Annotated in this window: 28 protein-coding genes and 1 tRNA gene; 11 read left to right on the top strand and 18 right to left on the bottom strand. The window is 57.0% G+C overall.

Annotated elements, in window-relative coordinates; genetic code table 11:
- Window positions 1–201: 201 nt before the first annotated feature.
- The 6 genes from V1294_RS26975 to V1294_RS26950 all read left to right on the top strand — a co-directional run bounded on the left by V1294_RS26975 (window position 202) and on the right by V1294_RS26950 (window position 4,622).
- Window positions 202–287: transfer RNA gene (locus V1294_RS26975), tRNA-Tyr, on the top strand.
- A 162-nt stretch (window positions 288–449) separates the two neighbouring features.
- On the top strand, window positions 450–647 hold the full coding sequence (locus tag V1294_RS26970) for a hypothetical protein (protein WP_334501388.1): 198 nt from the start codon (window positions 450–452) through the stop codon (window positions 645–647).
- Window positions 648–942: 295 nt separating this feature from the next.
- Entirely contained in the window at window positions 943–1,224 is a 282-nt protein-coding gene (locus tag V1294_RS26965) for a DNA -binding domain-containing protein (RefSeq protein ID WP_334501386.1), read from the top strand.
- 398 nt (window positions 1,225–1,622) lie between these two features.
- Window positions 1,623–3,101 (top strand): hypothetical protein, encoded by a 1,479-nt coding sequence (locus tag V1294_RS26960; RefSeq protein ID WP_334501384.1) that lies wholly within the window; start codon window positions 1,623–1,625, stop codon window positions 3,099–3,101.
- A gap of 75 nt (window positions 3,102–3,176) precedes the next feature.
- Window positions 3,177–3,839 carry a hypothetical protein gene (locus V1294_RS26955; RefSeq protein WP_334501382.1) on the top strand — a complete coding sequence of 221 codons (663 nt, stop codon included), beginning with the start codon at window positions 3,177–3,179 and terminating at the stop codon, window positions 3,837–3,839.
- A gap of 150 nt (window positions 3,840–3,989) precedes the next feature.
- Window positions 3,990–4,622, top strand: coding sequence for a hypothetical protein (locus V1294_RS26950; RefSeq protein WP_334501380.1), 633 nt, complete (start codon window positions 3,990–3,992; stop codon window positions 4,620–4,622).
- 45 nt (window positions 4,623–4,667) lie between these two features.
- On the opposite strand, the gene V1294_RS26945 is transcribed toward V1294_RS26950, so the two are convergent.
- Window positions 4,668–5,171 carry a hypothetical protein gene (locus tag V1294_RS26945; protein WP_334501378.1) on the bottom strand — a complete coding sequence of 168 codons (504 nt, stop codon included), beginning with the start codon at window positions 5,169–5,171 and terminating at the stop codon, window positions 4,668–4,670.
- 591 nt (window positions 5,172–5,762) lie between these two features.
- Here V1294_RS26945 and V1294_RS26940 point away from each other — a divergent pair.
- A complete protein-coding gene (locus tag V1294_RS26940) occupies window positions 5,763–5,993 on the top strand; it encodes a hypothetical protein (protein ID WP_334501376.1) in 231 nt (76 codons plus the stop codon).
- A 37-nt stretch (window positions 5,994–6,030) separates the two neighbouring features.
- On the opposite strand, the gene V1294_RS26935 is transcribed toward V1294_RS26940, so the two are convergent.
- On the bottom strand, window positions 6,031–6,978 hold the full coding sequence (locus tag V1294_RS26935) for a TIR domain-containing protein (RefSeq protein ID WP_334501374.1): 948 nt from the start codon (window positions 6,976–6,978) through the stop codon (window positions 6,031–6,033).
- On the bottom strand, window positions 6,971–7,399 hold the full coding sequence (locus V1294_RS26930) for a hypothetical protein (RefSeq protein ID WP_334501372.1): 429 nt from the start codon (window positions 7,397–7,399) through the stop codon (window positions 6,971–6,973). The genes V1294_RS26935 and V1294_RS26930 overlap by 8 nt, the downstream gene beginning before the upstream one ends.
- Window positions 7,400–7,645: 246 nt before the next feature.
- Between V1294_RS26930 and V1294_RS26925 the strand changes: the two genes are divergently transcribed.
- From V1294_RS26925 to V1294_RS26915, 3 genes are all read left to right on the top strand, one after another.
- Window positions 7,646–8,299 (top strand): hypothetical protein, encoded by a 654-nt coding sequence (locus V1294_RS26925; protein WP_334501370.1) that lies wholly within the window; start codon window positions 7,646–7,648, stop codon window positions 8,297–8,299.
- A gap of 3 nt (window positions 8,300–8,302) precedes the next feature.
- A complete protein-coding gene (locus V1294_RS26920; protein WP_334501367.1) occupies window positions 8,303–8,746 on the top strand; it encodes an HIRAN domain-containing protein in 444 nt (147 codons plus the stop codon).
- 318 nt (window positions 8,747–9,064) lie between these two features.
- Window positions 9,065–10,786, top strand: coding sequence for an adenylate/guanylate cyclase domain-containing protein (locus V1294_RS26915; RefSeq protein WP_334501365.1), 1,722 nt, complete (start codon window positions 9,065–9,067; stop codon window positions 10,784–10,786).
- Between the two features lie 176 nt (window positions 10,787–10,962).
- Here V1294_RS26915 and V1294_RS26910 read toward each other — a convergent pair whose 3' ends face one another.
- Both V1294_RS26910 and V1294_RS26905 read right to left on the bottom strand, forming a co-directional pair.
- Window positions 10,963–11,808, bottom strand: coding sequence for a hypothetical protein (locus tag V1294_RS26910; RefSeq protein WP_334501363.1), 846 nt, complete (start codon window positions 11,806–11,808; stop codon window positions 10,963–10,965).
- A gap of 230 nt (window positions 11,809–12,038) precedes the next feature.
- Complete coding sequence (locus tag V1294_RS26905) at window positions 12,039–12,224, bottom strand: helix-turn-helix transcriptional regulator (protein WP_334501360.1); 186 nt, start codon at window positions 12,222–12,224, stop codon at window positions 12,039–12,041.
- Window positions 12,225–12,655: 431 nt separating this feature from the next.
- Between V1294_RS26905 and V1294_RS26900 the strand changes: the two genes are divergently transcribed.
- Window positions 12,656–13,051, top strand: coding sequence for a DUF1127 domain-containing protein (locus tag V1294_RS26900; RefSeq protein ID WP_334501358.1), 396 nt, complete (start codon window positions 12,656–12,658; stop codon window positions 13,049–13,051).
- A gap of 295 nt (window positions 13,052–13,346) precedes the next feature.
- Here V1294_RS26900 and V1294_RS26895 read toward each other — a convergent pair whose 3' ends face one another.
- The 13 genes from V1294_RS26895 to V1294_RS26835 all read right to left on the bottom strand — a co-directional run bounded on the left by V1294_RS26895 (window position 13,347) and on the right by V1294_RS26835 (window position 23,789).
- Window positions 13,347–14,258, bottom strand: coding sequence for an alpha/beta hydrolase (locus tag V1294_RS26895; protein ID WP_334501356.1), 912 nt, complete (start codon window positions 14,256–14,258; stop codon window positions 13,347–13,349).
- A 228-nt stretch (window positions 14,259–14,486) separates the two neighbouring features.
- Window positions 14,487–15,338, bottom strand: a complete 852-nt coding sequence (locus tag V1294_RS26890) for an SDR family NAD(P)-dependent oxidoreductase (RefSeq protein WP_334501354.1) — start codon at window positions 15,336–15,338, stop codon at window positions 14,487–14,489.
- A gap of 240 nt (window positions 15,339–15,578) precedes the next feature.
- Window positions 15,579–16,544, bottom strand: a complete 966-nt coding sequence (locus V1294_RS26885) for a dienelactone hydrolase family protein (RefSeq protein WP_334501352.1) — start codon at window positions 16,542–16,544, stop codon at window positions 15,579–15,581.
- A gap of 110 nt (window positions 16,545–16,654) precedes the next feature.
- Window positions 16,655–17,188 carry a hypothetical protein gene (locus tag V1294_RS26880; RefSeq protein ID WP_334501349.1) on the bottom strand — a complete coding sequence of 178 codons (534 nt, stop codon included), beginning with the start codon at window positions 17,186–17,188 and terminating at the stop codon, window positions 16,655–16,657.
- A gap of 378 nt (window positions 17,189–17,566) precedes the next feature.
- Window positions 17,567–18,094: a MaoC family dehydratase gene (locus V1294_RS26875; RefSeq protein WP_442895387.1), complete on the bottom strand. Its 528-nt coding sequence runs from the start codon at window positions 18,092–18,094 to the stop codon at window positions 17,567–17,569.
- Window positions 18,095–18,323: 229 nt separating this feature from the next.
- Window positions 18,324–18,929 (bottom strand): hypothetical protein, encoded by a 606-nt coding sequence (locus V1294_RS26870; protein WP_334501347.1) that lies wholly within the window; start codon window positions 18,927–18,929, stop codon window positions 18,324–18,326.
- A gap of 877 nt (window positions 18,930–19,806) precedes the next feature.
- Window positions 19,807–20,991: an AAA family ATPase gene (locus tag V1294_RS26865; protein WP_334501345.1), complete on the bottom strand. Its 1,185-nt coding sequence runs from the start codon at window positions 20,989–20,991 to the stop codon at window positions 19,807–19,809.
- 2 nt (window positions 20,992–20,993) lie between these two features.
- On the bottom strand, window positions 20,994–21,983 hold the full coding sequence (locus V1294_RS26860) for a bifunctional DNA primase/polymerase (RefSeq protein ID WP_334501343.1): 990 nt from the start codon (window positions 21,981–21,983) through the stop codon (window positions 20,994–20,996).
- A gap of 3 nt (window positions 21,984–21,986) precedes the next feature.
- Window positions 21,987–22,292 (bottom strand): hypothetical protein, encoded by a 306-nt coding sequence (locus tag V1294_RS26855; RefSeq protein ID WP_334501340.1) that lies wholly within the window; start codon window positions 22,290–22,292, stop codon window positions 21,987–21,989.
- 47 nt (window positions 22,293–22,339) lie between these two features.
- Window positions 22,340–22,546: a hypothetical protein gene (locus tag V1294_RS26850; RefSeq protein WP_057839019.1), complete on the bottom strand. Its 207-nt coding sequence runs from the start codon at window positions 22,544–22,546 to the stop codon at window positions 22,340–22,342.
- Between the two features lie 189 nt (window positions 22,547–22,735).
- Entirely contained in the window at window positions 22,736–22,900 is a 165-nt protein-coding gene (locus tag V1294_RS26845; RefSeq protein WP_334501336.1) for a hypothetical protein, read from the bottom strand.
- Between the two features lie 10 nt (window positions 22,901–22,910).
- Window positions 22,911–23,105: a helix-turn-helix transcriptional regulator gene (locus V1294_RS26840; RefSeq protein ID WP_057839020.1), complete on the bottom strand. Its 195-nt coding sequence runs from the start codon at window positions 23,103–23,105 to the stop codon at window positions 22,911–22,913.
- A 120-nt stretch (window positions 23,106–23,225) separates the two neighbouring features.
- Complete coding sequence (locus V1294_RS26835) at window positions 23,226–23,789, bottom strand: hypothetical protein (protein WP_334501331.1); 564 nt, start codon at window positions 23,787–23,789, stop codon at window positions 23,226–23,228.
- Between the last annotated feature and the right edge of the window lies 1 nt (window position 23,790).

Genomic DNA, 23,790 nt, shown 5'->3' with positions numbered 1-23,790 from the left:
GAGCTTGTGTCACGGGGGCCCGAATATGGCAATTTGGCCTCATCAGATGCGTTTTTGGCAGGCGCCGTTGGTTGACTTTGCTATCCCGCTTCGCCCATAAACGCGCCGGTCGAAGCCGGTTCGAAACAGGCTTTCGGCCTCAGCGTCATCCATGGTCCGGTCCTCCGCCACTCGGGCGGCCGGTTCCTGACGCTGGCGGACGGGGAAGTGTCCCGAGTGGCAAAGGGAGCTGACTGTAAATCAGCCGCCGTATGGCTTCGAAGGTTCGAGTCCTTCCTTCCCCACCAATCTTTTCAATGGCTTAGGTAAGAAAATCAGGTGCCGCCCCGCGCGGCAGATTTTCGAATGCTCTTGAGCCCCACTCCAAGCCCCACTGATCCCGCTGCTAGCTCAACCGACGAAAGGCGAGGTTGCCTCTGGCTCCGATTGCCAGCTTGGCTGCTGCCTGAGTGATGATTCAGCAGAATACGCTGCTGACGTTCGAATCGGGAGGGGGAGCTAATGTTCAAGGGAGCATCGCGCGGCACATGCAGCGCATGGCCGCGAAGACCAAAGTCGACCAGGCCCGGAAGCTCAGCAAGCTCGATGAGATAGCTAAAGGCAAGTCGTCGAAGGCCTTGCGCGGCAAGCTCAAGAACATGGATTGATGCTATCCGCACGGCGCGTGATATGCCGATCTGGAAGCTAGAACCGTCCTTTCGATGTCGGTCCTGCGGCACGCGCCGCTACAAGCCGCCAGTCCGCATGATCAAATTGACAAAGCAGCGGGAGATTACGCCGTACAAATGGGTTCATCCTGATGAGGATCGAAGCCTCTGCTGCAACCTATGCGACGCTATGCGCGGCACGATCCGCAAATCGCGACCGCTGACTTACAAACGTCCCAAACTGGGGCTGAGGTTGTGTGTGATGCACCGTCGCACTTTCGTCGCGAGAACGCCTATGAAAACGCCTCCGCTCGATCCGCAAATCGCGGATGTAGCGCCAGACGGACCAACCCTCACTGCGTATGACGAGGAGCACATGATCACGTACATGCGCGTGTTTGATGCTGATCAACAAGGCGCCGACTGGCGCGATGTCTCTCGAATCGTACTTCGCATCGATCCAGACATCGAGGCCGACCGCGCGCGGCTCGCATTCGAAAGCCACCTATCGCGCGCCAGTTGGATGACTGCGCAAGGCTATCGTCATCTGCTACGGGGCGGCGCCTCACGCAACTAAGGAGAGGTAGTTTACGGCGACGGCGTCGGCACGCACCTGACGGCTTCATCAGCGACGAAATGCGCGCCGACTGGACGGCCAAATCGCAAGGAGCTGATGGCATTCTGGCGGTCGAGCAAGACGGAGGCCGACGGTTTTCCAGACGCGCTCCCGTGGTTGTACGGGGGCGGCAGTGCGGACAAGCTGCCGTGGGCGGCGCGGCATCTAGACTAGATAGCCGCCCTATGCGGCTTTCGGCTCGACGACAAGGGGCGCGCCGCGCAGGTTCTCTGAAATACGCCGGGGATAACCACACCTATTGGTTGCCAGGCTCGCCCGGGATAGGTCCCAAAGTTGTGGCAAGACGGTAGAGTGTGACCTGATTGTCAAAGCCCGCCGCAATTTTCAGGAAGTCCAATATGGCGAACGTCTTATTCTTAGAGGAAGTCTTTCGGACTGAAGGGGTGCCGGAATTTACGTTCGTTCAACCGCCCAATTACAATGAGATACTGCTCGACGTCCGGCGAACGGGAAAACCTGTCATCTTGGAGGGGCAATCTGGAACCGGCAAAACAACAACTGTTCGGCGCATCATCGAAGAACTCGGCGACGATGCAAAGACAGAGTATCTCACCTCTCGACATGCTCCAGACGTCACCCGCATAGAAGTGGTCGTTCGAGAGAAGATTTCGGGTCGGTTTGTAATTGACGACTTCCATCGGCTGTCGTCCGAATTGCAGGAGCAGATCGCGGATACCGCCAAGCTGTCCGCAGAACAGGGAGATCAAGCGAGCGGCCCCAAACTGATCATCATCGGCATCAATCAAGTTGGCTCGGAACTTATCCAGCTCGTTCCTGACATCGCGAAGCGTACCGGGATTCACAAGATCGCGCCGGGACGAAAGAGTGACATCACTGCACTCGTTCAGCGTGGGTCGGAGCGACTCAACATAACGATCGAAAACGCTGAGCAGGTGTACGAAGAAACGCGAGGAGATTACTGGCTGACACAACAAATATGTCAGTCCATCTGCGCCGCAGCGAACGTAACCAAGACGGCAGCGGAGCACACGCGGATACGGTTCAACATTGGAGATGTGCGGCAGAGGGTCGTCGAAAGACTGCGCTCGGCGTACTATCCGGCCGTTAAGGAGTTTTGTAGAGGTCGGCGATTCCGTCCGAGCAATGATCCATATTTCAAGCTGCTTCGGCAAGTGGGGTCACAAGAGTCGTCGATTGTGGACCTAAATGAAATGGCAAACGCCCAGCCCGACGTTAAGGGCAGCATCAACAATATAAAGGAACGGCGGTTAGCAGTCCTAATGGATTCCAAACCGTTGGTTGCCCGTCACTTTTACTACAACTCGGAGACTAAGACTTTTGCGATCGAGGACCCGGCGCTGTTTTATTTCATAAAGCATTTAGACTGGAATCAGCTTCGTCAGGACTGCGGTTTTCGCGAGGAGAGCCCGGATTTTGAATACGAGGTGGCAATTTCGTTTGCTGGCGAGAATCGCGAACTTGCGCGATTTATTTCCGAGAGCCTAGCTGCGCTAGACGTTTCTAATTTCTTTGACGAAATGTTTGAGGCAAATTTCCTAGGAAAAGCATGGTCCGAGCAGTTCAAGGAGATTTTTTCTAAGAGAAGCAAGTATGTTCTTGTTCTCCTTGACCAATATCATGCAAAGAAAATCTGGCCTACCTTTGAGCGCGAGCACTTCACGCCGCGAATCCAAGATGAAAGCGTGATTCCCATTTTTCTCGACGATACCAAGTTCGTAGGGATACCCAGCGACATCATCGGGATTAAGTTCAAGTTCGACCCCAACCATTCCGACTGGAGAGGCGGCGCGACTGACGACATTATGATGAAGCTGATTGATAAGCTGTCGTCATGACAGGTTTGGAAGCCGACGAGCTGGTTGATGCCGTTCCTCGCGTGGCAAGAAGGTGTAAGAAGGACTACGTGGCAAGTGAACGACGAAAGCCCTGAGAAAGATGAAAGCCCTGATGGGTCCGCTAAAGAACTGAGCAGGTTTTTGGAGGGGCTGTACGGTGATCCGTTGCGCGCAGAGACAACGCGCACAGGTCGCCATCTGATCATTGCTTCAGTAGTTTGTGCAGCGGCCGTACTGTTCAAGGTGAATTTTCAATCCACCAGTCTGATCCCGCTCGACTTTGGCAATCGGGTGGATGTTCTGCCCATGCTTCTATCTTTGACGGTTGTGCTCCTTCTGGTTAGTTTTGTACTGCGCGCAGCTACAGATGTGCTTCGCGATCGAGAGGCCGCAAGACTAGTTGTTGAGTATGTGGAAGCCGAACGAGTGCGAGCGGCGTTGCAAGCGGCGCGAGACACGGATGAGGAAATCGCAGATGGCCAACGCGAGCACGAAGAAGGGCCATCGGACCCAGACCCGTGGTGGGAGCCATACATTGAGGTAAGAAAAGCTGCAGATGCAGCCGTGCTGAAAGCAGAACAGCGACTTGGGATTAGGCGGCTACCCCGGGAATTGAGGCGGGCGCGGAAAATCCTAGAAGTCGGCGTGCCAATCGTTTTCGCTGCTCTCGCAATAATCTTGTCGAGAGCGTCGCTGGACACATTTGGCGCGGCACTGATTTCCGCCTTCACGCCGTAAAGACGGCTGCGAAGGCGCTGGACACTGCCGACCTGCGCTTGCAGCAAGTTTGGTGTGAGTTAAGATCGTTCCACCTGATCAACGCGTGTCTGGATGCAATGCGCTCAATGTCAAAGACCTGCTTATTGGTTACCGGTGATCTGCGCCATATTGCTCGTAGCTTCTCGCCCGACGCACGCTGAGGATCAGCAGAAGCGCTTTCTCGAAATTCCTACAGAAAACGACACCCTGACGTTTGATTTGAAAACGGTGCAGTTCATTTCTCCGGGAAGGTTTACGGTCATCTCGACGCGCATCGACAATCCCGACGTGATGAAGCAGCAACTAAAGTCACTCGGAATATTGAAGAGCTACTGCGACCGGCCCGATGGGAAATATCCTGCTCCGGCGGACCTTCTTCAACTTGGGCAGCCTGATCTGCCGATTGAGCAAATTGAGGTGAAGAGTAGGCAGACCAAAGCTAGTGGCATGACCTACCCCTTCAAAATGGTTTCGTGGAAGTATCCTTACGTTAGGTTGGCACACCCGGCTTACTTACATTGCAAACAATGGGGACGGTCGGAGAGTGAGCTTTACATGGAAAGCCATAACTTGATCGCTAACGGGCTTCGGACGAAAGAGCTATACGATTGCAAGCGAGGTCTGTCAGGATCATTTATGCACGACGATGACGATCTATCAAAAGCCTTCACCGCGCCTGTGCGCAAGGGCACAAACGGTCTTGCGTGGTATCGCGCTGTTTGTCGTGCCGTAACGCAAGAAGAACCGTATCTGCCGGAGTAATGGGCCTGCGCCCAAGGGCGAGGGTAACAAGCGATTACTCGGTTTTCAGTTTGAATCGTCGTGACGGAACTTGTCTACTTCCTTGAACAGCGAGGCCATGTACATCATCGAAAGGATGTATTCTCGGTTCTCGCCCTTCGCTTTGTTAGCGGAAGCAATATGAGTGGCGACCTGAACCAACGGGTGGTTGGCTTCATTCTTTAAGACACGCAGTTGATAGAAACAAACAGCCGCTGCATCGTCGGCTCCTCGGTTGAACTCGGGATCATTCGCTGCATGCAATTCGTTCGCGCGCCGTGCGATTGCAGCACCGTTCATGTTCGATAGCTCTGTGAAAACCTCGGTCAGCAGAAGCCCCAAATCTGCCCCGGTAATACGCCCTCGCGTTGCCATCTTGGCGTGATGGCCAATCATGAACTGAAAAAAGCCGGCGACGTAGGGTTGGGACCAAAAGCGAGCGGGCACACCATGGTGTTGGATCGTTCCAACTGTTGGCCGAAGCGCATCAACGACGGCCCCGACTGCGCGTTTTCGCTGCCACCCGAACAACTCTTCCCCCAAGCCGCGTTTGCGGCACTGACACTTTATAGGGATTTATTGAGTTATAGGGCTTTATTGAGCCGTCCATCTCGAAGTGACACCACGGGGGACATCTCAACCCCACCGCGTTGATATTTCGATGGTTTTTACGACCATACTCTCCCTTGCGCAGGGAGGGCTGGGGGCATCCAGGCGACCAACCCCTAGTCCTAGCGGCTTGCTAATTTGTTCATGATTTGTGCTAATACTCACCTCATGAAAAGAGATCGTGAAATCGAGATCCTATTCAGGCGCCTTCGTCTTTACGACCAGCTAGAGCGCAGGGCGGAGGGGCTCGTGCGGACAATCCAGAGGGTAATGAAGGAGCGCTATGGGCATAGATCGCGTCCGTTCCGAAATCGAGCACATGCGCGTCCAGGTCGGAAGACAGCGCAAGGAAATCCTCCAGCTTCAAAGGGCAGGGATTTCTACCGCCTCGGCTGAACTCCTCCTTGGAAGGATGCACGCCAAAATCGACGACCTTTGTGCTGAGCGTGAACGGCTCAAGAAGGAGCAGGGCGGGCCAACGAAAGGGCGTGTGCTTGGCGGCCGGAGTTGGTGATGGCAGAGCCGCTGAAGTGGTTCGACGAGAAAGCTGACAACTCGCCGTGGATTAACGCGCTCGCCGAAGTGCGTCACCGGGCGATGCGCGAAGGTTGGTGTTACCACCACGTCCAGGCAATTACGGTCGCAATTGATCAGTATGCAGAAAAGGCGCTGGGCAATCGCGACTACTTTCTCAACAAGCCCTACGGCGTTGGCGGGTCACGCAAAGCTGGCGACGTGCCCTGAGCCCGTTTCATCGGCCTTTCGAATGCCAATCCCAGAGTCAGCGACCTGCTTGTTTCGCGGCCTTGTCGATCCAGCTTCCAATGTTGCGGTGGCCATGGTCGAGCACGTAATCGTATTCTGAGGCATTATTCGACAGAGGCATTACGTAGCCCACGGCGGGGTCGGTCAACCACGCTGGCTTCTTCACGGAGGCGGTGTAGTCGCTGTACGGAGTCCAATTCTCCACCAAGCCGCCAATGCCATCGGGGGCGAATGACATCTCGTAGAGGAAGTACTGAGGCGGCATGTTCGCGTGCCGCTGGACCTTCGCAATGCCCATGTGTGCGAGCGGATTGCGGCCGCGCGGATGAACGGCTTTCGTCCTGTGATGTCTGATGTTGTTCAGGTGCACCGTCAGCAGACCGCGATCGTCGATGATAGCTCTCGCGATCTCGTACCGCACCCACCGCCGGTCCCAAGTCATCGAACCGGCTAACACGCACACTGCGGAAGTGTAGAGCACGCCAGAGCGGATCAGGTTCTTGATTGCTTCAGGGGACTCGAGTTTCCGCGCTTCCCAGAGGCTGCTGTCGCGGAAGCTGCGGTTAGTCGCGCTGTCCGGGTGATCGATCTTCCATGCGTTGCGAACGGCGTTCACACGCATGATGTCGCCGTCGAACTGGAAGCTGAAGAACGCTCTCCTTATCGTTTCCTGTGCAATGTGCTTCGGCTTAGGCGGCGCGTAGAGCGGTGCGGCTGGTCGCGGCGTGGGAGCGGGGCTCTCGATTGAGCCAAGGAAGGTGTTAAAGAGAGGCCGGGTCGGAAGGAACGGATTGGTCGGCGGCGCTGGAGGCGATGCCGACAAGAGACTGGCCAGAGTTTGGGTTGTCGGGCTGATTCCCGGCGTCGTCGTTGGTGGTTCAACCAAGTCAAGGAGAGTGTTGCGTCTTGACGCGACGCCGAGCCCAGCCAAGTACGAATATTTTGGATCGAAGATGTTAGCCATAGACCCTGACTCCGAGCACCGCTAGGAGGACGACAATCGCCAGCGGTGCGTAGAACCAGACGATCGACCAGGAGATGGCAGCACTTAGAAATGATTGAGGCGGTGCCGTTTCGAGGCTGATGTCGAAAGGGGGCATCTCGTCCCATTTTTGTTTGCGAACAATATCGAACAGCGCGCGAAAACGGCGCTCAACACGGAGATACTGCGCGTCGGCTGCCGCGAACGCCAACACTGGGAGCAACGCTAGTGCGGCGACAGCAGGACTATGGAGGGTGAGGCCGAAGCCGATCACACCGGTCGTGACGGTAATGCAATAGGACTTGAACGATGCCCCGTAGCCAGCCATCCGGCTGATCAAGCTCTGAAGCATCTCAAGGTTCTTTACGCGCAGCTCTGCAATTTTTTCTGCTGAAACCGTCATCCATACCTACCCCATTTGGTAGGACATGGGGGTTCCAAGTACGACATCAAGGGTGCTGAAGTGATTTCTTTGGGTCAGCAGCACTGACGCTTTGGGTGTGGGCGGCCTGTCTTCCGAGGCTCGTGGCCCAGTCCGAGCTGCGGAATCGCGACCCATGGCACTCGTCTTTCACATGCCCAAAGAACCACAGGTCGTAAAAAGAAGGAACGTCGCGTAAGAGGATTGAGATAAAGCAGGGGGGCACTGGTGCGGTTTTTCAAAGCGATTGGCTTGGGCGTACTGTTTCTTTTCATTGGTCTCGCAGGAACACTCGCGATTATCATCGCGGCAAACTTACTTATTACGGCGCAGAATCCTATCATGCTGCGTTCCGGCATATCGGTTTACACAGACTCTTGGGATCGCGGATATGTAATGGCGTCCGGTACATGGACGATGGAAAATGCTCGACAAGCCTTCCCTATTCAGACATCCAAAATTCGATGCATCAGGGAAGAGAAGTCGTGCACCGCTGCTCAGGCAGAAATATCTTTCGGCAATATGCTACACTTGGAGACATACAGTTACGACATCACTAAATGGGACAGCACGACAATTCTATTCCGCACTGACACTGATTGCGTAGAGTACGTCTACACGGTTGACCGTTCCAACAAACGGCTGGTCGGTACCCGCACTAAAAAGACGAACACCGGCTCCGATTGCACGATGGTGGAAGACAAACCCCTGCGCCTCACCCTCGTTGACGGCTTTGATGTCTGGAAGAACATCAATCAAGAAGTCGAAGCAAAATACGTTCCTTTCGTATGGCTAACAGTAGCTGCGTGGTGGCTGCTGCTTGGTCTGATTATGTTTCTGCGAAGGCGACCATCACGCCTCACTAATGAAAGGGGGGCATGATCAGTGCGCTACGCGCAAGATCGGCATATGCCTGATGGCAAATGGGTACAAACCACGCTCGCCGAAAGCGTCGTCGGTGTTCATCATCGGAAAGCAGATGCTATCGCCTTTGCGCGCGCAGCCCGAAAGGCGGAAGCAAAAGGTCTACAGTATGGTGTCGAGCTTGAGCACCGACCGGATAATCCGCACGACTCCAACGCCATCGCGGTTATTGGAGTATCGGAGCAAAAGGGCTGGCTTAGTCGCCGCATCGGCCGGTGGCATATAGGCTATCTGGATCGAGACGTTGCGTCAGAGATAATCAGCGACTTAGTATCGAACGGGATCGCTGTTGCTGCAGAATTATACTCGATCTACGAGGGGAAAGATGGCTTCCTCGATTTCAAAGTGATCGTCTTGGCCCCTCCGGGGCATAGCACGAAGGCCCGTCTGCGGGGAAAGCTGTAACGAGGTCGATGTTGATTTGGGCATGTCACTTCGCCGCAATCTCTAGCCAATTGGCTACCATTTGAAGTCGGCCACTACCTGAAGTTTTCAACTATCTGAAGTTGCCGTGGCTGGCTGGCAATCGGCTAGCGGGCTAGGCATTTTTGAATTATCGGAATCAAGCAAATGCCGCTTGGGGCAATAGGGCCCTCCGGCGATTACCGCTCACAGATCGACAACAAAGTGCTAGGCTTCTCCTTGCCCCAGCGGCGCGGTTGGTCTGGTCGTTCGGAGGGCGCAGTGACGGAGCACCGGGTTCAAAGGCGATTAGCGGCAATCTTGTCCGCCGACGTGGTCGGTTATTCCGCGCTTATGGAACACGACGAGGAAGCCACCTACGCCGAGTTCGAGCGGCTCAAGCGCGAAGTAATCGAGCCTGGCCTCTCCCGCCACGACGGGCGGCTGATCAAGACCACGGGTGACGGTGCGTTGGCGGAGTTTGCAAGCCCGTCGGCTGCGGTGCGATGCGCGCTGGAGATACAGGAAAGCATCGCGTCAGGCCAAAGCTCCCTCAAGCTACGCATTGGGATTAACCTCGGGGAGGTTATCGTCGGGGCTGACGGCGATCTTTTTGGCGACGGGATCAACATCGCGGTCCGGCTAGAAGGGGTCGCTGATCCGGGCGGCATCCTGATTTCGGAGAAGGTGTACAGCGAAGTCGAAGGCAAGCTGCGGGTTGGCTTCGAGGACCGGAGCGAACAGCGGCTCAAAAACATCTCCAAGCCGATCCGTGCTTACGCTGTACGCGCAGGGGCGCATAGCGCGCCGATCAATAGGCTGAGTGCGGCCCCGCCACCCCCGGACAAGCCCTCCATCGCCGTGCTGCCGTTCGAGAACCTGAGCGGTGATCCGGAACAGGACTACTTTGCCGATGGAATCGTTGAGGAAATCATCACGGCGCTGTCTCATCTCAAGGCCCTGTTTGTCATCGCCCGCAATTCAAGCTTCACTTACAAGGGACGCGCGGTCGATGTGAAGCAGGTGGGGCGTGAACTCGGTGTGCGCTATGTGCTCGAAGGCAGCGTTCGCAAGACGGCCAACCGCGTGCGCATCACAGGACAGCTCGTCGATTCCGCCACCGGAGCATATCTTTGGGCCGACCGGTTTGATGGCGGGCTCGGCGACATTTTTGAGCTGCAGGACCGGGTCACTGAAAGGGTGGTCGGAGCGATCGCGCCGGCTGTGGAGCAAGCTGAGATCGAGCGCGCCAAGCGCAAGCCGACCGAGAGTCTCGACGCCTATACAATCTATTTACGCGGTTTGGCGAAGCTTTATCAGTTTGCTAACCGTCAAGCGAACGACGAGGCTTTGCGCCTGTTCAACAGCGCGATCGATCTCGACCCGGAATTTGCTTCTGCCTATGGTCGTGCTGCCTTTTGCTATGCCTTTGCCAAGACCAATGGCTGGCTTTCAGTTACGGCGAACGAGATTGCCGAAGTGAAAAGGCTCGCTCAGCGGGCGGTCGAACTGGGCAAGGATGACACGATAGCGCTCGCTGCCGCCGGGTGGGCGTTAGCGCATATTGTTCGCGATCTTGAGCTGGGCGCCGCCTTAATCGATCGCGCCCTTGTGCTCAATTCCAATTTGGCTGAGGCATGGTATTGTGGTGGCTGGGTGAAAATATGGCTCGGCGAGCCGGAAGTGGCGATCGAGCGCTTCGCACGTGCCATGCACCTGAATCCAGTTGATCCGCGGCTGATGGGAATGCGAAACGGGATCGCGCATGCACATTTCTTCCTGGGTCGCTATGACGAAGCAGCGTCGTGGGCGGCGATGGCATTGCAGGACAATCCGGACTTTCAACCTGCATTACGCAACGCCGCCGCGAGCAACGCAATGGCTGAACGGCCGGAGCAAGCACACAAGGCAATGGCTCGGCTGCGGCAACTCAATCCCACGCTGCGTATTTCCACTCTAAAAGATGTGCGGGGTCCTTATCGGCTTGCCGAGGACCTCTCGCGATTGGAAGAAGGATTGCGACGAGCCGGGCTGCCCGAATGATCATCACAGTCAGCGTCGCCCGGTGGCGAACGAGATTCGAATGACTTTCGCTAGAGGCCCGTTGGAGACTTTGCGCTTCCTCTGCACGGCAGCCACCGTCTCGCACAACGTGACTTGCCGCACACCATCCCGCCAATTTTGGCGAGATAGTGCAAGTCGACTTCAAGCGCAGTGTGTCACTGCTGACGCGGCCAGTGTGATTTGCCGGATGCGAAGCCGGGCGGCAAATGGATTGCAGACAGAGGATTCTCGGTGCGTCCGGACCTGAAGTTGGTCCGCTCGACAACGATCTCGCGAGTTTCAAGCAGAGGCCTGATAATTAGCTCGCGGCCATAGTAGTTGTATCGCTCAGACGGGACCGGGATTGCCTTGCCCGTGTCGGGACTGATAGTCGCTTCAACTACTGCTTCGCGCGCGACGTCCGCTTGATACTTCACCCGTTCGGTGTCGGGCGGGCTGGCAGGGTACTTAAAGACCCAGCACTGCCGCTTCTCGCGCTGTTCACTCGGGAGCCGATCCGGGTGCTTGCGATGTGCCGCGTCGGTGTTGCGGACGGGCTCGAAGCCCGGCGTATGCCGGCCAGCTTCGTTGACCGCGTCCGCTTCTGCGTTCATCGCGTCAAGGCGCGTGAGCACATCCGCAATCGCAGCGGCGTGTTCATCGTAGGAGCGAAGAAGATTGGCGGCTTCAACCTCGACTGCGTTGCGCGCTGCTTCGACGCGAGCACGAAGCCGCTCCGCCTCGGCCCGCTTCTCGGCTTCCGCTTCGGCCGCCAGGGCTTCGGCATGCGCTTTTTCCAGGTCGGCAACACGAGCTTCAGCGCGATCTGCGGCGCGACGTTGTGCCTGGTACTCGGCCTCGGCCTTGATGTGTTCGGCATCACTCATGGTCGAAAGGCCAGCCAGTGCGGCCCCGCACTTAGCGACGGCGGCGGCGTGCTCAGCGCGCGCCTTTTCGATCTCGGCAGCGATGGCGGTGGAAGAGGGAGTCTTCTTTCCGAAGAGGTGATTCAGGATTTTCATTGCACGTAGCCTTCGTAAATGGTGCGGGCAGGGTGGTGATCAGCGATAGTTGGCGAGAGCTTCGCCGATGCGAAGCCAGCGATGGTAAGTCGTGTGCTCAACGTGCGCCGCGAATATGAGGTTGTGCGCCATGCCATGTCGCGCACGAAACTGTTCATCAGTGAGCGCTCGGCGCGCCGCTGCGAGGTCGGTAGTCGCAGCCTTAAGGTCTGCGATAAGTCTGGCGCGGCTCATTGGGCGGCTCCGACCTTGTGATGCGCAAGCCATGCATCAAATGCGGTCACGCTGTAGCGGCAAGAACCGCCGACCTTCACGAACTCAGGGCCAATCCCGCGTTCAGCATAGTTCTTGAGCGTATTCGGCGAGAAACCGCCGCGCGATGCGATCTTTCGTCGGGAGAGGAAAGTTTCAGACATTTTCGACCTCTAGCAAAAGTCACAGCGGGGTTCGGCCGCCGAAGCGCCCCGCTGCACTTGTTGTTCTTGCTTTGTCAGAGCGATGGTGACGCGAGTAATGTGCGCAATCTGCTCAAAGTCGTCAGGCCCGTTTTGGTATCCCTTACCGATACAAGGCAGACTTCGCGTCGGGTCAGGCCAGCTCGCCTCTAGGATGCGAGTAGCACCGGCACACCCCTTGATTTTGCGCGATCTCCGTGGTAACTACGCTTCATGATCAAAACGTCGTGCGCATCGTGGACCCGTAAAAACGTAACCCGCTCTCGCTGGGCCGTGGAAGGAGTCGTGCGCTAGGAATTTGACGACGCGATCTTTTTACCAGGCCCCGCCGGCATCGGACGGGGCCTTTTGTTTGGTCACGCTCCCTGCCGGCACAACAGCAGGAGCATCCGATGTCACCCCAACAGACGAACCTCACATCCGAAACCGGACGCGATGCCGAAGGGCTCCGCCGCGACCTCGCCATCGCTTTGGTGAAAGACGCCCCGGGCAATGCTTTGGCCGAGGCGCGCCCCGATGCATCCATCGCAGCGCTGCGAGACGCTTCCTCGGAAAAGGAAGCGGCTGGACCACCAGTCCCATCGACGCGGAGCGTCTTGAGTTTGCTCCAAGGATATTGGCGTGCGTTCAGAAAACGGCGCCAAGTCGAGAGTTTGCACAACCTGAGTGACAGAGAGCTGGCGGATATCGGCCTGACACCCAGTGACATCGACCACCTCGTCGCTCGCCGAGCTATTGAGAGGCTCAGAGATGGCACAACGTATCTATGGCTGTCTCGTGGTGTGTGATGGTAAGTCACCGGCTGTTCTGCACTTTTACTGGCAGGCAGTCTGGCGGATCAGTGAAGCGTGATCCGCCACTTTTAGTCGTGACATGGCGGATTGCGCTAACACCGATCCGCCATCGAGCTGCGAATTGCGACCAACACCAGTTGCAGATAGTGCCATCCTCTTCGTTCGCTAAGGATCAAAAGATGACCTCGCCGACCCATCCGCGCTTGGTCGGCTCTCCCCATGAAGGCCGACATGCGCGGCCAAAATGGGCACATCGACTTCGGGCCAGAACCGGACATTCAGTGATCAGTCATTGGCCGAAAGCGGCATCGAGAAACTTGAAAGTCGGAAGCATCTGCGTGGCCATGAAGGCAGGGTCCTCATGATGTGCGCCCGGCAAAATGGTGAGGGTAGACTTCGCCCCTTTCTTCAGCAGTTCGTCGTTGAGCCGAATCGCTTGGACTCCGGGGACGCTGGTGTCCGCGTCGCCGTTAGCGATCAAGATTGGGGGGATGACTTTTGCAGCAGTAATGTAGTGAGCAATACTCAAGTTCTTGACCTCGATCGCCCCGTACCAGATGACGGCGGCTTGGACGGCGCTGGAGATATCAGAGTTACCAAGGGTCGGATCGTCGAAGGCGGTGGGTTCCTGGCCGGTTAAAGCCAACATCGCGGCGATGAAGCCTCCGGCTGAATTGCCCCAGACCGCGAATTTCTCAGGATCAAGACCATACTTCGTTGCATTGGCACGAAGAAAGCGCACGGCGGCCTTGCCGTCTTGAACGGCGGGAAGGGCGAAGTCGACAAACGCGGCGCCAGGGCGGCGAAGGAGGCGGTAATTGAGACTCACGACTGCATAGCCTTTGCGGGTCAGCGCGGCGACATCTGGGACCTGAATTTGATAAGGCCCATCTGGTCCTTCTGGTGTGGGTGGGGGGCCGAAATTGCGTCGTGGCATGGAGTGCTTGTCGCCGACTCGGAACCCGCCGCCATGAATCCAAATCACTACCGGGACCGGCCTGTCCTGGGCCGCCGGCAAATACAGATCGAGCTTTTGCGACGGCGACAGCGTGGCATAAGAAATATCGGAAAATGTGGGCTCGATCGGCTGTGAATATTGATAGGCCGAGGAATCGGACGAGGCTCCCTGGCTAAAGGCAGGACCCACCGACAGACCTGAGACCAGTATTGTTGCTACAAACACGCTTAATCTGACGTCCACGAAGAACCTCCATCCAAGTGGTCACGAAAGGTGATCGCACCCGATATTGAGCGACAGTATTGATAGATCGCGACCAATGTGGCAATCGCCGGATGTCCGCAACGGGGTCACAAGCGGCGGTCGAGACGAGCATGGACCGGCGTCCGGTCTGCCTCTATCAGCCGACATGACAACGGCTTAGGCGCTGTTCTGCTTGGGGCCAGAAGCGGCCGTCAGCAGCTGCGATAGCTAGCGCCGCGGCGTCCTTCCGCGGATGCGGTCGAAGCCCTGCTTGATCGCGGCGAAGCGCCTGTCGATCGTGGCCTCGTGCTCGGTGTCGGTGAAGATGTAGGGCCAGTCATTTTCGATTGCCTCGCGAACCAGTTCGCCGACATAGAGCGGATCGATGCCAAATTTGTTGGTCCGCTCCTGGAGTGCCTTGATAGTATCGGCGATCGGTCCTTCCGTCGGCGGACTGCCGATCTTCTCGACGATCCGCTGCGGCACGTTGCGACGAAAATTAAAGATCTGAGTGCGGACAACGCCCGGACATAGAACGGATACCCCGATTTTCCGCGGCGCGAGCGCCTTACGCAGTCCTTCGGACAGAGCCACCACTCCATATTTGCTCACATCATACTGCGGACTTCCTCCAGCAATCAGCCCGAAGACGGACGCCGTGGAAACAACTTGCCCTCCTTCGCCGTGCGCCTCGATTAGCGGACCGAAAATCTCGATGCCCCAAATCACCGACATCAGGTTGACGTCGAGAACCCAATTCCAACCCGCATCTGTCCAATGACCATAACCCCGGCCGCCGGCGACCCCCGCATTGTTGACCAGAATATGAACCTTTCCGTAGCGCGACACGGTGGCATCCGCTGCGGCTTGGAGGTCTGCTTTAAGTGATACATCCGCTCTCACGCCGTCAACGTCGGCGTTGGTAAGTTTCAATTTCGCGACCGCCGTTGCCAACGCCTCTTCCTCGATGTCGCACAACATGACCTTCACGCCCGCTTGCGACAGCGCCGTGGCGATTCCTAATCCGATGCCGGATGCTGCTCCGGTGACGAAGGCTGTCCGTCCGGCAAGGTTTTGCATGTGCGTGTCTCCGTTGCTTTTGCAATTGGCCGTGGCAGATGCCATTTGGGTCCGCTGAGTTTATAGTACTCAAGCTCAAGAGGCGCGCCGCGCGCCAAGTCCGGTTTGGGTCACAAGCGGCGGTGGAGGCAAGCTTGGCCTCGCGTCCGGTCTGCCTTTGCCAGCTGACCTTACAACGGCTAAGGCGCTGTTCTGCTTGGGGCCAGCAGCGGACTTGCGCGACAGGATATCCGTGCGGTTCTATTCGTTGCTGAGCGTTTGTCGAAAGAACGCGCGCACTTTCTCAATGGAGTCCCGTGTCGCAGCATCGTTGTATTCCAAATGATGCCCCGAAGACTTTATCCCCTTCGTAAACCTGAGCCCTGCCAAATCAAAACCGTGGTGGGCGTCCGGGTAAATAATCAACTGCACCAACGAACGGTCGCCGGGCGACCGTGAGATACCTAGTTCGCTGCGCCCTGCGGCCATCGCCTCGCAGTCCGACGCGGGAGTCCAGTCGTCCAATGCACCAATGAGCACCAGTGTCGGTGCTGTCATGAGACCGGTGGAACTGCTGCATTTGGGATAAAGCGCGACACCGGCGCTGAATTTGTCTGGGTACAGGCCGGAGATAGATTCTTGTTCCAGGGCAGCCAGTACCGAAATCCCTCCCATGGAGAACCCCAAGACCGCAACATGATCCGCGCGTACGTACGGCTTTGTCTTCAGGTATGCGAGTGCCCGGAACGCGTCGGCGGGCTGGTCAGCAAAGGCAGCGCAGTTCGTCTCAATGTCGCGAGGTCCGAAGCTGTCAACCGCGAGCGCAACGTATCCCCAGCGGCGAAGCCTGTCCGCCCACGCAAGCATATCCTGGTGAAAGCCCCCACAGCCGTGCAAGACGACAACCGCCGGGAAAGGCCCGCTGCCCTCAGGACGGGCAAGATATCCAATGAGCCGGACCCGTTTGGACTCAGCTTCTCCGCTCTCAAACTCAACGAACTTGCCTGCATAAGCTTGTGCCGAGAAGCCCATCAATGTCGCCAAGAAGGTGGTCAAGATCAGGCAAACTCGCATCAACGCCTCCATCGTCAGCTTGTCAAATGTCTTCGAATAGCAGAGTATGGGGTAACGTGCAGTCCAGTATAACCAATCGGTTTGGTTGTTGAAGGTCTTTTCCCGGTACTCGGAGTCGAAACGAGCGCGCAGGATGATCTGAGGCCAGTGCACCGATTTCCGCTTTGGGTCATTTTCAACGGACTCAGCCGAGGGCGCCTCGACCGGCCGATGTCCGCTTCTGCCTCGTAAGCGCCGAACCGGGCCGTTAGTGAGTCCACGCCCTAAGTCGCTGAGACCGCGCTTTCGCTGGCTCGCTGTTGCGGTGTGTTGTCGTTGTCATGGCGCAATCGACGTGTGTCATGCTCCGCCAACACAGCAGCGCGTTCGTCGGCGCGCATGCGGACGAGCTTCTGCTCGACGCCGATATCGATCAGCGCAGCCCAGGTTTGGGGGATGTTCATTCTCAGCTTGAGCGCGAGCGCGGCAAGTTCACCGGCGAGTTCGGGCGGCAGTGCTTCAAGAGCAGGGACCGGACAAAAACCGAACCCAAGCGTTGCTAGCGCAGCTTCAAGGCTTTCGAGGCCGGGTCGGTTTTTTCGACGCCACGCCTTCGTGGTGGCCCGGCGGACGCCACTTCGCTCCTCCAGTGAGTCATACGTCATTCGTTGTCGCGCCATTTCTGCAAAGACGAGCTTCACATGCGGCCCGACATGCTCGGGCATCGTAACGGTGCGCGGATTCTTGCGGCGCTTCCGTGCTGGCGCTGAAAATAGCGCAGTGCGGAAGTCGGCGGGATAAAGCGGGGGAGCGGGCATCGGCGGAATCCTGAGACGATTGAATTGCTTTCAGGATCGGACGAAGAGCTATTGCGCTACAGCCCATTGCAGTCGCCCTTGCACGTGGCTCCACATCGTAGCCACGAGGCGATCCGAGAAAAGAAAGTCGCCTTTGAAATTTTGTATCTACCGAAGGCGGGGGGTCGCGCGTCACCCACACCTAGGGGGTGGTTCTTAGGACCCAAAGGGTTGCAGAGATGCAAGATTCCAGACTGTTCTCAGGTGCGCAAAGAGTTAGGCCGTGCACCATAAATCGGGTGATTGGGGCCGCGCACCCGATGTCCGCTTGTCAGCCAATAGCGGCGCAATAGCGGACGTCGCAGGAAGTCGCAGAAGGGGCAGAAGCGGCAATCGAGTTTAGCCCGCTCGGACTGGCGGTCCGTCTGGATCAATCAGCGCCAAGGTGATCCAGTGCGCTTCGATAGCTGGCTTGATCAGACCTTCAACCTCTACCACCGTGTCCCACGCTGATTGGATTGACACCGCGCGCTCGGTTAATCCAATGAGACGGAATTTACCCCGCACTCGGGCTCCAGATTTCACCGGGCTGAGGAAACGAACCCGCTCGAACCCGTAGTTGACGCCCATTCGTGTCCCCTCGACGCCCGGCATCGCATCGAAAGCGAGTGCCGACAGGAGCGATAGCGTGAGAAATCCATGTGCAATTGTTCCTCCAAATGGCGTCTCGCTTTCAGCTCGTTGACGGTCGGTATGAATAAACTGATGATCATTAGTGGCATCAGCGAAAGTGTCGATCATCGACTGATCGACCGCCAACCAACCCGACACGTGTTCGGGGCCGTTCAGAAGCCGACGGTACGATGTCAGCGGAATGAGCTTTCGGCGGATAGCTTCGAGTTCGGCGGCACGCTTGACGTTTGACACCTTCAGCCTCGGCAACGTTGGTTTGGTCCTTAACTCGTTTAAGCGACGCTGCCGCATCGCACCAGTAGGAAAGCATTCCCCGCTCGAAACAAGGTCGGCTATGGGTCAAAAGCGGCGGTCGAGACAAGTGCGGCTCGGCTTCCGGTTTCCCCTCGACAGCCGACATCACAATGGCTTAGCCGCCCTTCGGCTTAGGGCCAGAAACGGTCGTCCCAACGCTATGCGATCATTACAAAGAAGCTCCGGCTATACGTCGTGTGAAGCGGCGAAGCCATACCACTAGATCTCTCGCCTTGAACACTGAAGATATGACCCATTCTGGCGTCCCGAGATGACGGAGCATGTCTTCGTTGCCCTGTTCAATTCCCTCCCACATTTTTTGATCGGTAAAGGACGCATTCTCCTCATTGCACCGTTCGAGCCTCCATTTGATCTCTTCCAACAAGGCGTCGGCGTCTGGCAGACGCAGAGCAAAATCCAGTTCTCTTCGAGCACAACTCCGTTCGATCCGATAGCGGACCGACTCGTCGTAGCGAATGCCCCGCTTCTCTAGCCTCGCATGAGTCGCTTCATGTATGATAGCGGATGCGATCCATTCGAGCGTTGTGGTTTCAGAAGCGATGACGCGCTCGTCGAGCAAGCAGGCGTTCAAGGAATGCAGATAGCAGCCGGCTCCATGCGGAACCAGCGTCACCCAAATTCGAGATAAGCTACTCTTGACGCGTCGGTAATGAAGCGGAGCAAAATGCTCCATTAGTTTAAGCGCGGCTTCCACACGTTGTAGCGCAGGTTCAGGGTCACCATGTGAGCTTCCGATCCAAAGGCCATCGGTCATGCGGCTTGTCGAAAGCCATAGCGCAACTTTGTCAGCCAGAGACGGTCCTGAGATCGGAAGGTCGCGAGACATGGTTCACCGCCGCTTCAGTCTACGTAGGCATATTCCCGCAATGATAAACTGGCCTCGCTTCGGCGAACTTAACCACTTGAGTTAATTTGTTTCGAATGTTTGGAAAATGTCCGCCTTGGGTCAAAGGCACCGTTCTGGAGCCAATGATTGCTTCCGGTCTGTCACGCTAAGCGGAACGGTGGGCTTGCGGAGCGGCGGGCGGGGGCGGTTGAGGTTCCCTCCCGATCAACTTCGTGAACGCAATGCCGGGCATCGAACGCTGCGGCACCGGCAGTCATTCCGACGATGACAATCTGTTACGGCGCGGCCCCAATCGTGGCTGCTCTTACGGGTTTCGGTCGCGAACCTTCGGGTGTCCTCCTGCGATCCGTCGATGCGGGCAATCTGCCCTTGGGGGCATGGGCTGTTTCTGTCTCACTTCGCGTACAGCGGGCGCGAGCTTCAGCAATACTTCGTTGAGAGTTATCAACTCAAAGCGTGACATAGCCGTTGTCACGCCTTTTCTTTCAGTTTCGCAAGTTGCTGATTTTGGATAGTTTTTAGCGTGACAGAAAATGCCCCCTATATAAATGGAAAACGATGTCACGGACACCAAAAGCAGCAAGAGTTGTCACAGAACACTATCAAGAAAATTGGGTATCAGCCCTACACACCTAAAGGAGTGTGTAGGGCGCTGATTTATACCGGGGAAACAAGGGTGACCAAGCAATGTCACGCCTAAACTATTTTGATTTCAGTGAGATAGCCTATGGCGTGACAGTTGTCAGTCCGCGCGTGACACGCCAGATGTCACGACTTGTGAAAACTACATCTGAATCGGCCAGATGTATTCCACCCCGCCGACGTAACGGCTGGCGTACATTTGGTCTGCCAGCACCTTATCGAGGGCGCGCTTGTAAGCCTGCCGCTTTGTCGAAGTGTCGGCGGAGTCGCCTACGGCGTGCCTGCGCATAAACTCATCGCGCACGTAATCGACGCGGACGGCTTTGCGGGGTGGGGCGTCTTCGTAGACCTGCACATCCGCGCCGTGGCTGATCATCGCCTCGGAGATCGCGTCGATCAAATCCCGCACGGCGCGCGTCGGAGCCTTGCCCTTGGCACTCGTCCCCACTGGCGCAAAAACCACGTAGCCCGGCGTGATGTTATCACCGTCCTCGTCAACGCCAATCACGGTCTGCTCAATCGCGAATGATATCAGGGGGCCGGGAACACCAACTCGCGTCTTCGCTAGTGAAATGGTGCGCGCGCCGTCAACCTCGCCGCTTGCCTGATTGATATTTGCCAGAACGGCAAGAGCCCCATCGGCCCCCGCACCGAACGCGCTCGCGCCTCGAATGCCGCCGTCTGCATTCTTGCCCATGTGACAGATCGGAATGATCAGCACATCCATTTCCCGCGCGATCTCACCCAGCTTCGCCATGAAGGTTGCGACCTTGGCATTATCGTTCTCGTCATCAAGCGCAAAATATGCCGCCAACGTATCGATGAAGACAGCGCGCAGGGGGAGGTTGGAATGGTGCTCGGCGCACTCGCCTTGCGCTGAACGAATCTTGAGCTTCAGATCAGAAAGAATAGCGTTGGTGTCCCCCTTCGGGACGGCGTCTTCCCATAGAAACGGGAAGTGGGGCGCGTCAACCTCTGCCTTGAACTTCGCCCGCCTGGCGGCGACCAACCGCTGTTCGAGGATGCCGGCGCCCTCAGCCGCAAACCACAGCACGGCGCCGGGCTTCGTCTTTCGCCCCAAAAACTGCACGCCGCAGATCAATGATAGCGCGATGTCGAGTGCAACGAAGGTCTTGCCCGACGAATACTGACCGGCAAGCAGGGCAACGCCATGCAACGGGAGAATGCCTTTGATCAAGTAACTGGCCTTCTCAAACTGCCCGTCAACAAAACGACGAAAAGGCGGGTCGGGAGCACCACCGCCAGCCTGTTGCGGCCGGTTGTCGTTGGCGAAAGGCGGATCAATGGGCTTGGGGAGCAGGGCCATGGCTACTTTCGGAGAATGATTAGCGGTTCTTGCGGGAGTTGTTCCAGCAGCCAATTCAAAGCGGCGGACTTGTCGAGTTCGCGCGCCTTCATAACGAGGTCTACGGGCGTGTAAGTCTCATCGGTGCCGAAATCCTTTATACCGCGTCGATCAACTGAGAGGTTTCGCTTGCGGAGTTCGCGGGAGCGACCAGAGCCTGACTGCCGCCACGTCGCGACCGCTTCAAAACCGCCGGCCTTGCGACGAAGTTTGTAGAGGTAGAGCTTCGGCACCCAGCAGTCGAAATTCGCCATCGCGTCTTCATTGGCTTGACGGTAGATGTTGAGTGCGGTCTGCGATGCACTTGATCTGCACGGTTCACCTAGCACCGGCTCATAGCGACGCTCGAAGTTGGGATCATAGCCATACGCCTTCAGCGCTTCACCGATGCGCTCGGCGATGTCGTCCGGCAACTCGGTCAGTTGATCGAGAGACACGTCAAGAAGCGTGTCGTCCGTCCACCAATAGTAAGGCTCGCCGGTGTCAGGATGGATCGAGGGCGGCAAGACGGTTTGCTTGCCTTCGGAGAGTAGATCGACAAGGCCGATGCGCTCGGGCGTGCGGAAGTTGCGCGAGCGGATCGCGTCGGTGTTGCCGCGATAGAAGAGCGAGATGCCCTTGCGGCCCTTCTTTTGCACATTCGACTGCGGCAACATGGTGAGCAGGGCATCCATGGCCGGTTCGAAGTCGATGTCGATCACAACGACGCCACCAAATCCGCAAGCAAGGCCGAGCCCGCCGCCACATCTATCGGCTCGCCGCCCCCAAGCGGCGGTCTTGTGAATCGACGCGCGTTCAGTGCAGTAATCCTGCCATCCCGTCATAGGGTAATCGGTGCCGGGTGCCTTACCCCGCCCCTCAAACGGGGCATTGTGCGGCACGATAGGCAACAGCGAGTACCCGTTGCCGTACATCGCCAGCGCGGCGCGCTCGAAAGCGGAGGAATCGGACATTGCTCAGACCCAGAGCGCCGCGATGTGCTGCCAAAGCGCGCGACTCGGACTCATCCAGAAGTCGCGAGACGCCGCTTGGATGTCCGCGAGAGAGAACAGCTTTTCCAGCCTCGGGATTTCGGTGTTGCGAAAGAACACGCTTCCATCCTCAAACACCCGCATCTGATATTCGCGGGGCGAGACGGTGCGCAGATATTTTGCATGACGGCGCGCCGCCGCCAGCATGTGATCAGCGGTGATCGTCGGACAAGGGATACTGGAACGGGCCAGCTTTTCGGTGAGGGTGGGGTATCGTACTTGCACTTCCATAGTCCTTCTACTTAGCCCGCCAGCGCAGCAACGCTCGGCGGGCTTTTTTATGCTGAAGCGGGCTTGCCACCCGGCGCGACACGATTTGCGTGCATCCACGCTGCGATGTCCTGACGAGAATATTTCGGCGTCCGACCGATCAAGGTATAAGCGGGGGAACGCCCAAACCGCCGTTCGCGGCGCGCCCACGCATGCGACTTGCCGACGAACGCGGCGAACTCAGCTTCCGAGAACGAGAAATCATCATTGCTCATTTATTCTTCCTCATTTGTTCGAGTGTTTGGATTTGAGCAGATTTCACCACTCGCTAGGGATCGGTTGAATCTCCTTTCAAGCGATTTTTGCACCGAATCGGGCGCAGTTCAGCATTCACGCGGCGGATACCGCGTGATGGCGATGTTGAGGTTTTGTCGAGAGAAGTTAATGCCCGTGAAAGCGCTGACTTAGGAGGCCAACAAGGGCGTGTTGGCGTCCAAAAACGCGGCATAGTGCAGGAGGGCGACCGCCGCCAGATGGGCGTCAGTCGGTCCGAGCGTGGTTTCTTCGGAAGCTTCAAGAACTTCCGCGAGTTCGATCAAATAGGCGGGTTCATCGGTGATGTCAGTCATTGTCATGCACTTACGCATCGTTCGCGGGATGGCTGGTGAACCCGGCCATCCAAGCGTCGATTTCTGCCGCATCAAAAAAACGCGAGCGTCCAATATAGATCGGGGAGGGCAGGCTATTCGTGCGCAGCTTCACGTGCCGCTCAAACGTTGAGCGCGGCATGTCGAGCTTTCCTCGCACGGTTTCCGACTTAATCAGTTGCTTCATGTTGGTCCTCTTGGGGTTGGTGACATCTCAAGAAGTACCGAATAGGAACGAGAAAATCTGGGTAGAAAGTCGCTAACGGATACCACCCAAAATCAAAGGATCATCCTTCACATCAAGGGATCATCCGTCGCCGTGGGTGATGGATTGACTTTTTTGCAACTTCGTCTTCAGGCGTTTCCAGATTTTCTCGATTTGGTCGAGTTCAAGACCCGCATATCCGCTGTCCTTGACGATCTGCCGAGCGCGTCCAGGTCTCACACCTCTTGCGGTCAACGACTGAAGTGCTCCGAATATCCGAATGTCGCGCCATTCGATTTGCAGTTGCCCAACGGGGTTTTCGTGGGCCTTGCCGCGCCACGCAGCGTAAAGTTCTTTCGCACGGAAATTGACAATGCGGTCTTTATGGTTGGCCGTCCTCTTCTTCTTCTGGTCCTCCAGATTTTCTTTCGGCGTCCGCGATGTAGCCGCAAGCAAGTCAAGCTCATTCTGAATTACCTTTCCAGCAGCCTCGCTCACGCATGCGGCAAAACGATCAACCTCAGCCTGAATCACGCGCGGCACGGGCCGGGTGTATATTTGAGCAAGACTGTATGCCCGCCAAGCCGCCGCTGGATTCTTGGTCCGCTCGAAAAAATCAGTCATTTCGGCAATCTCATTGCCGACCAAATCGGGGAATGGCGCCATC

It is taken from the genome of Bradyrhizobium sp. AZCC 1678, assembly GCF_036924765.1.
Taxonomy (GTDB): domain Bacteria; phylum Pseudomonadota; class Alphaproteobacteria; order Rhizobiales; family Xanthobacteraceae; genus Bradyrhizobium; species Bradyrhizobium algeriense.
The sequence above is the reverse complement of the archived record's forward strand: the minus strand, read 5'-3'. Positions and strand labels throughout refer to the sequence as shown.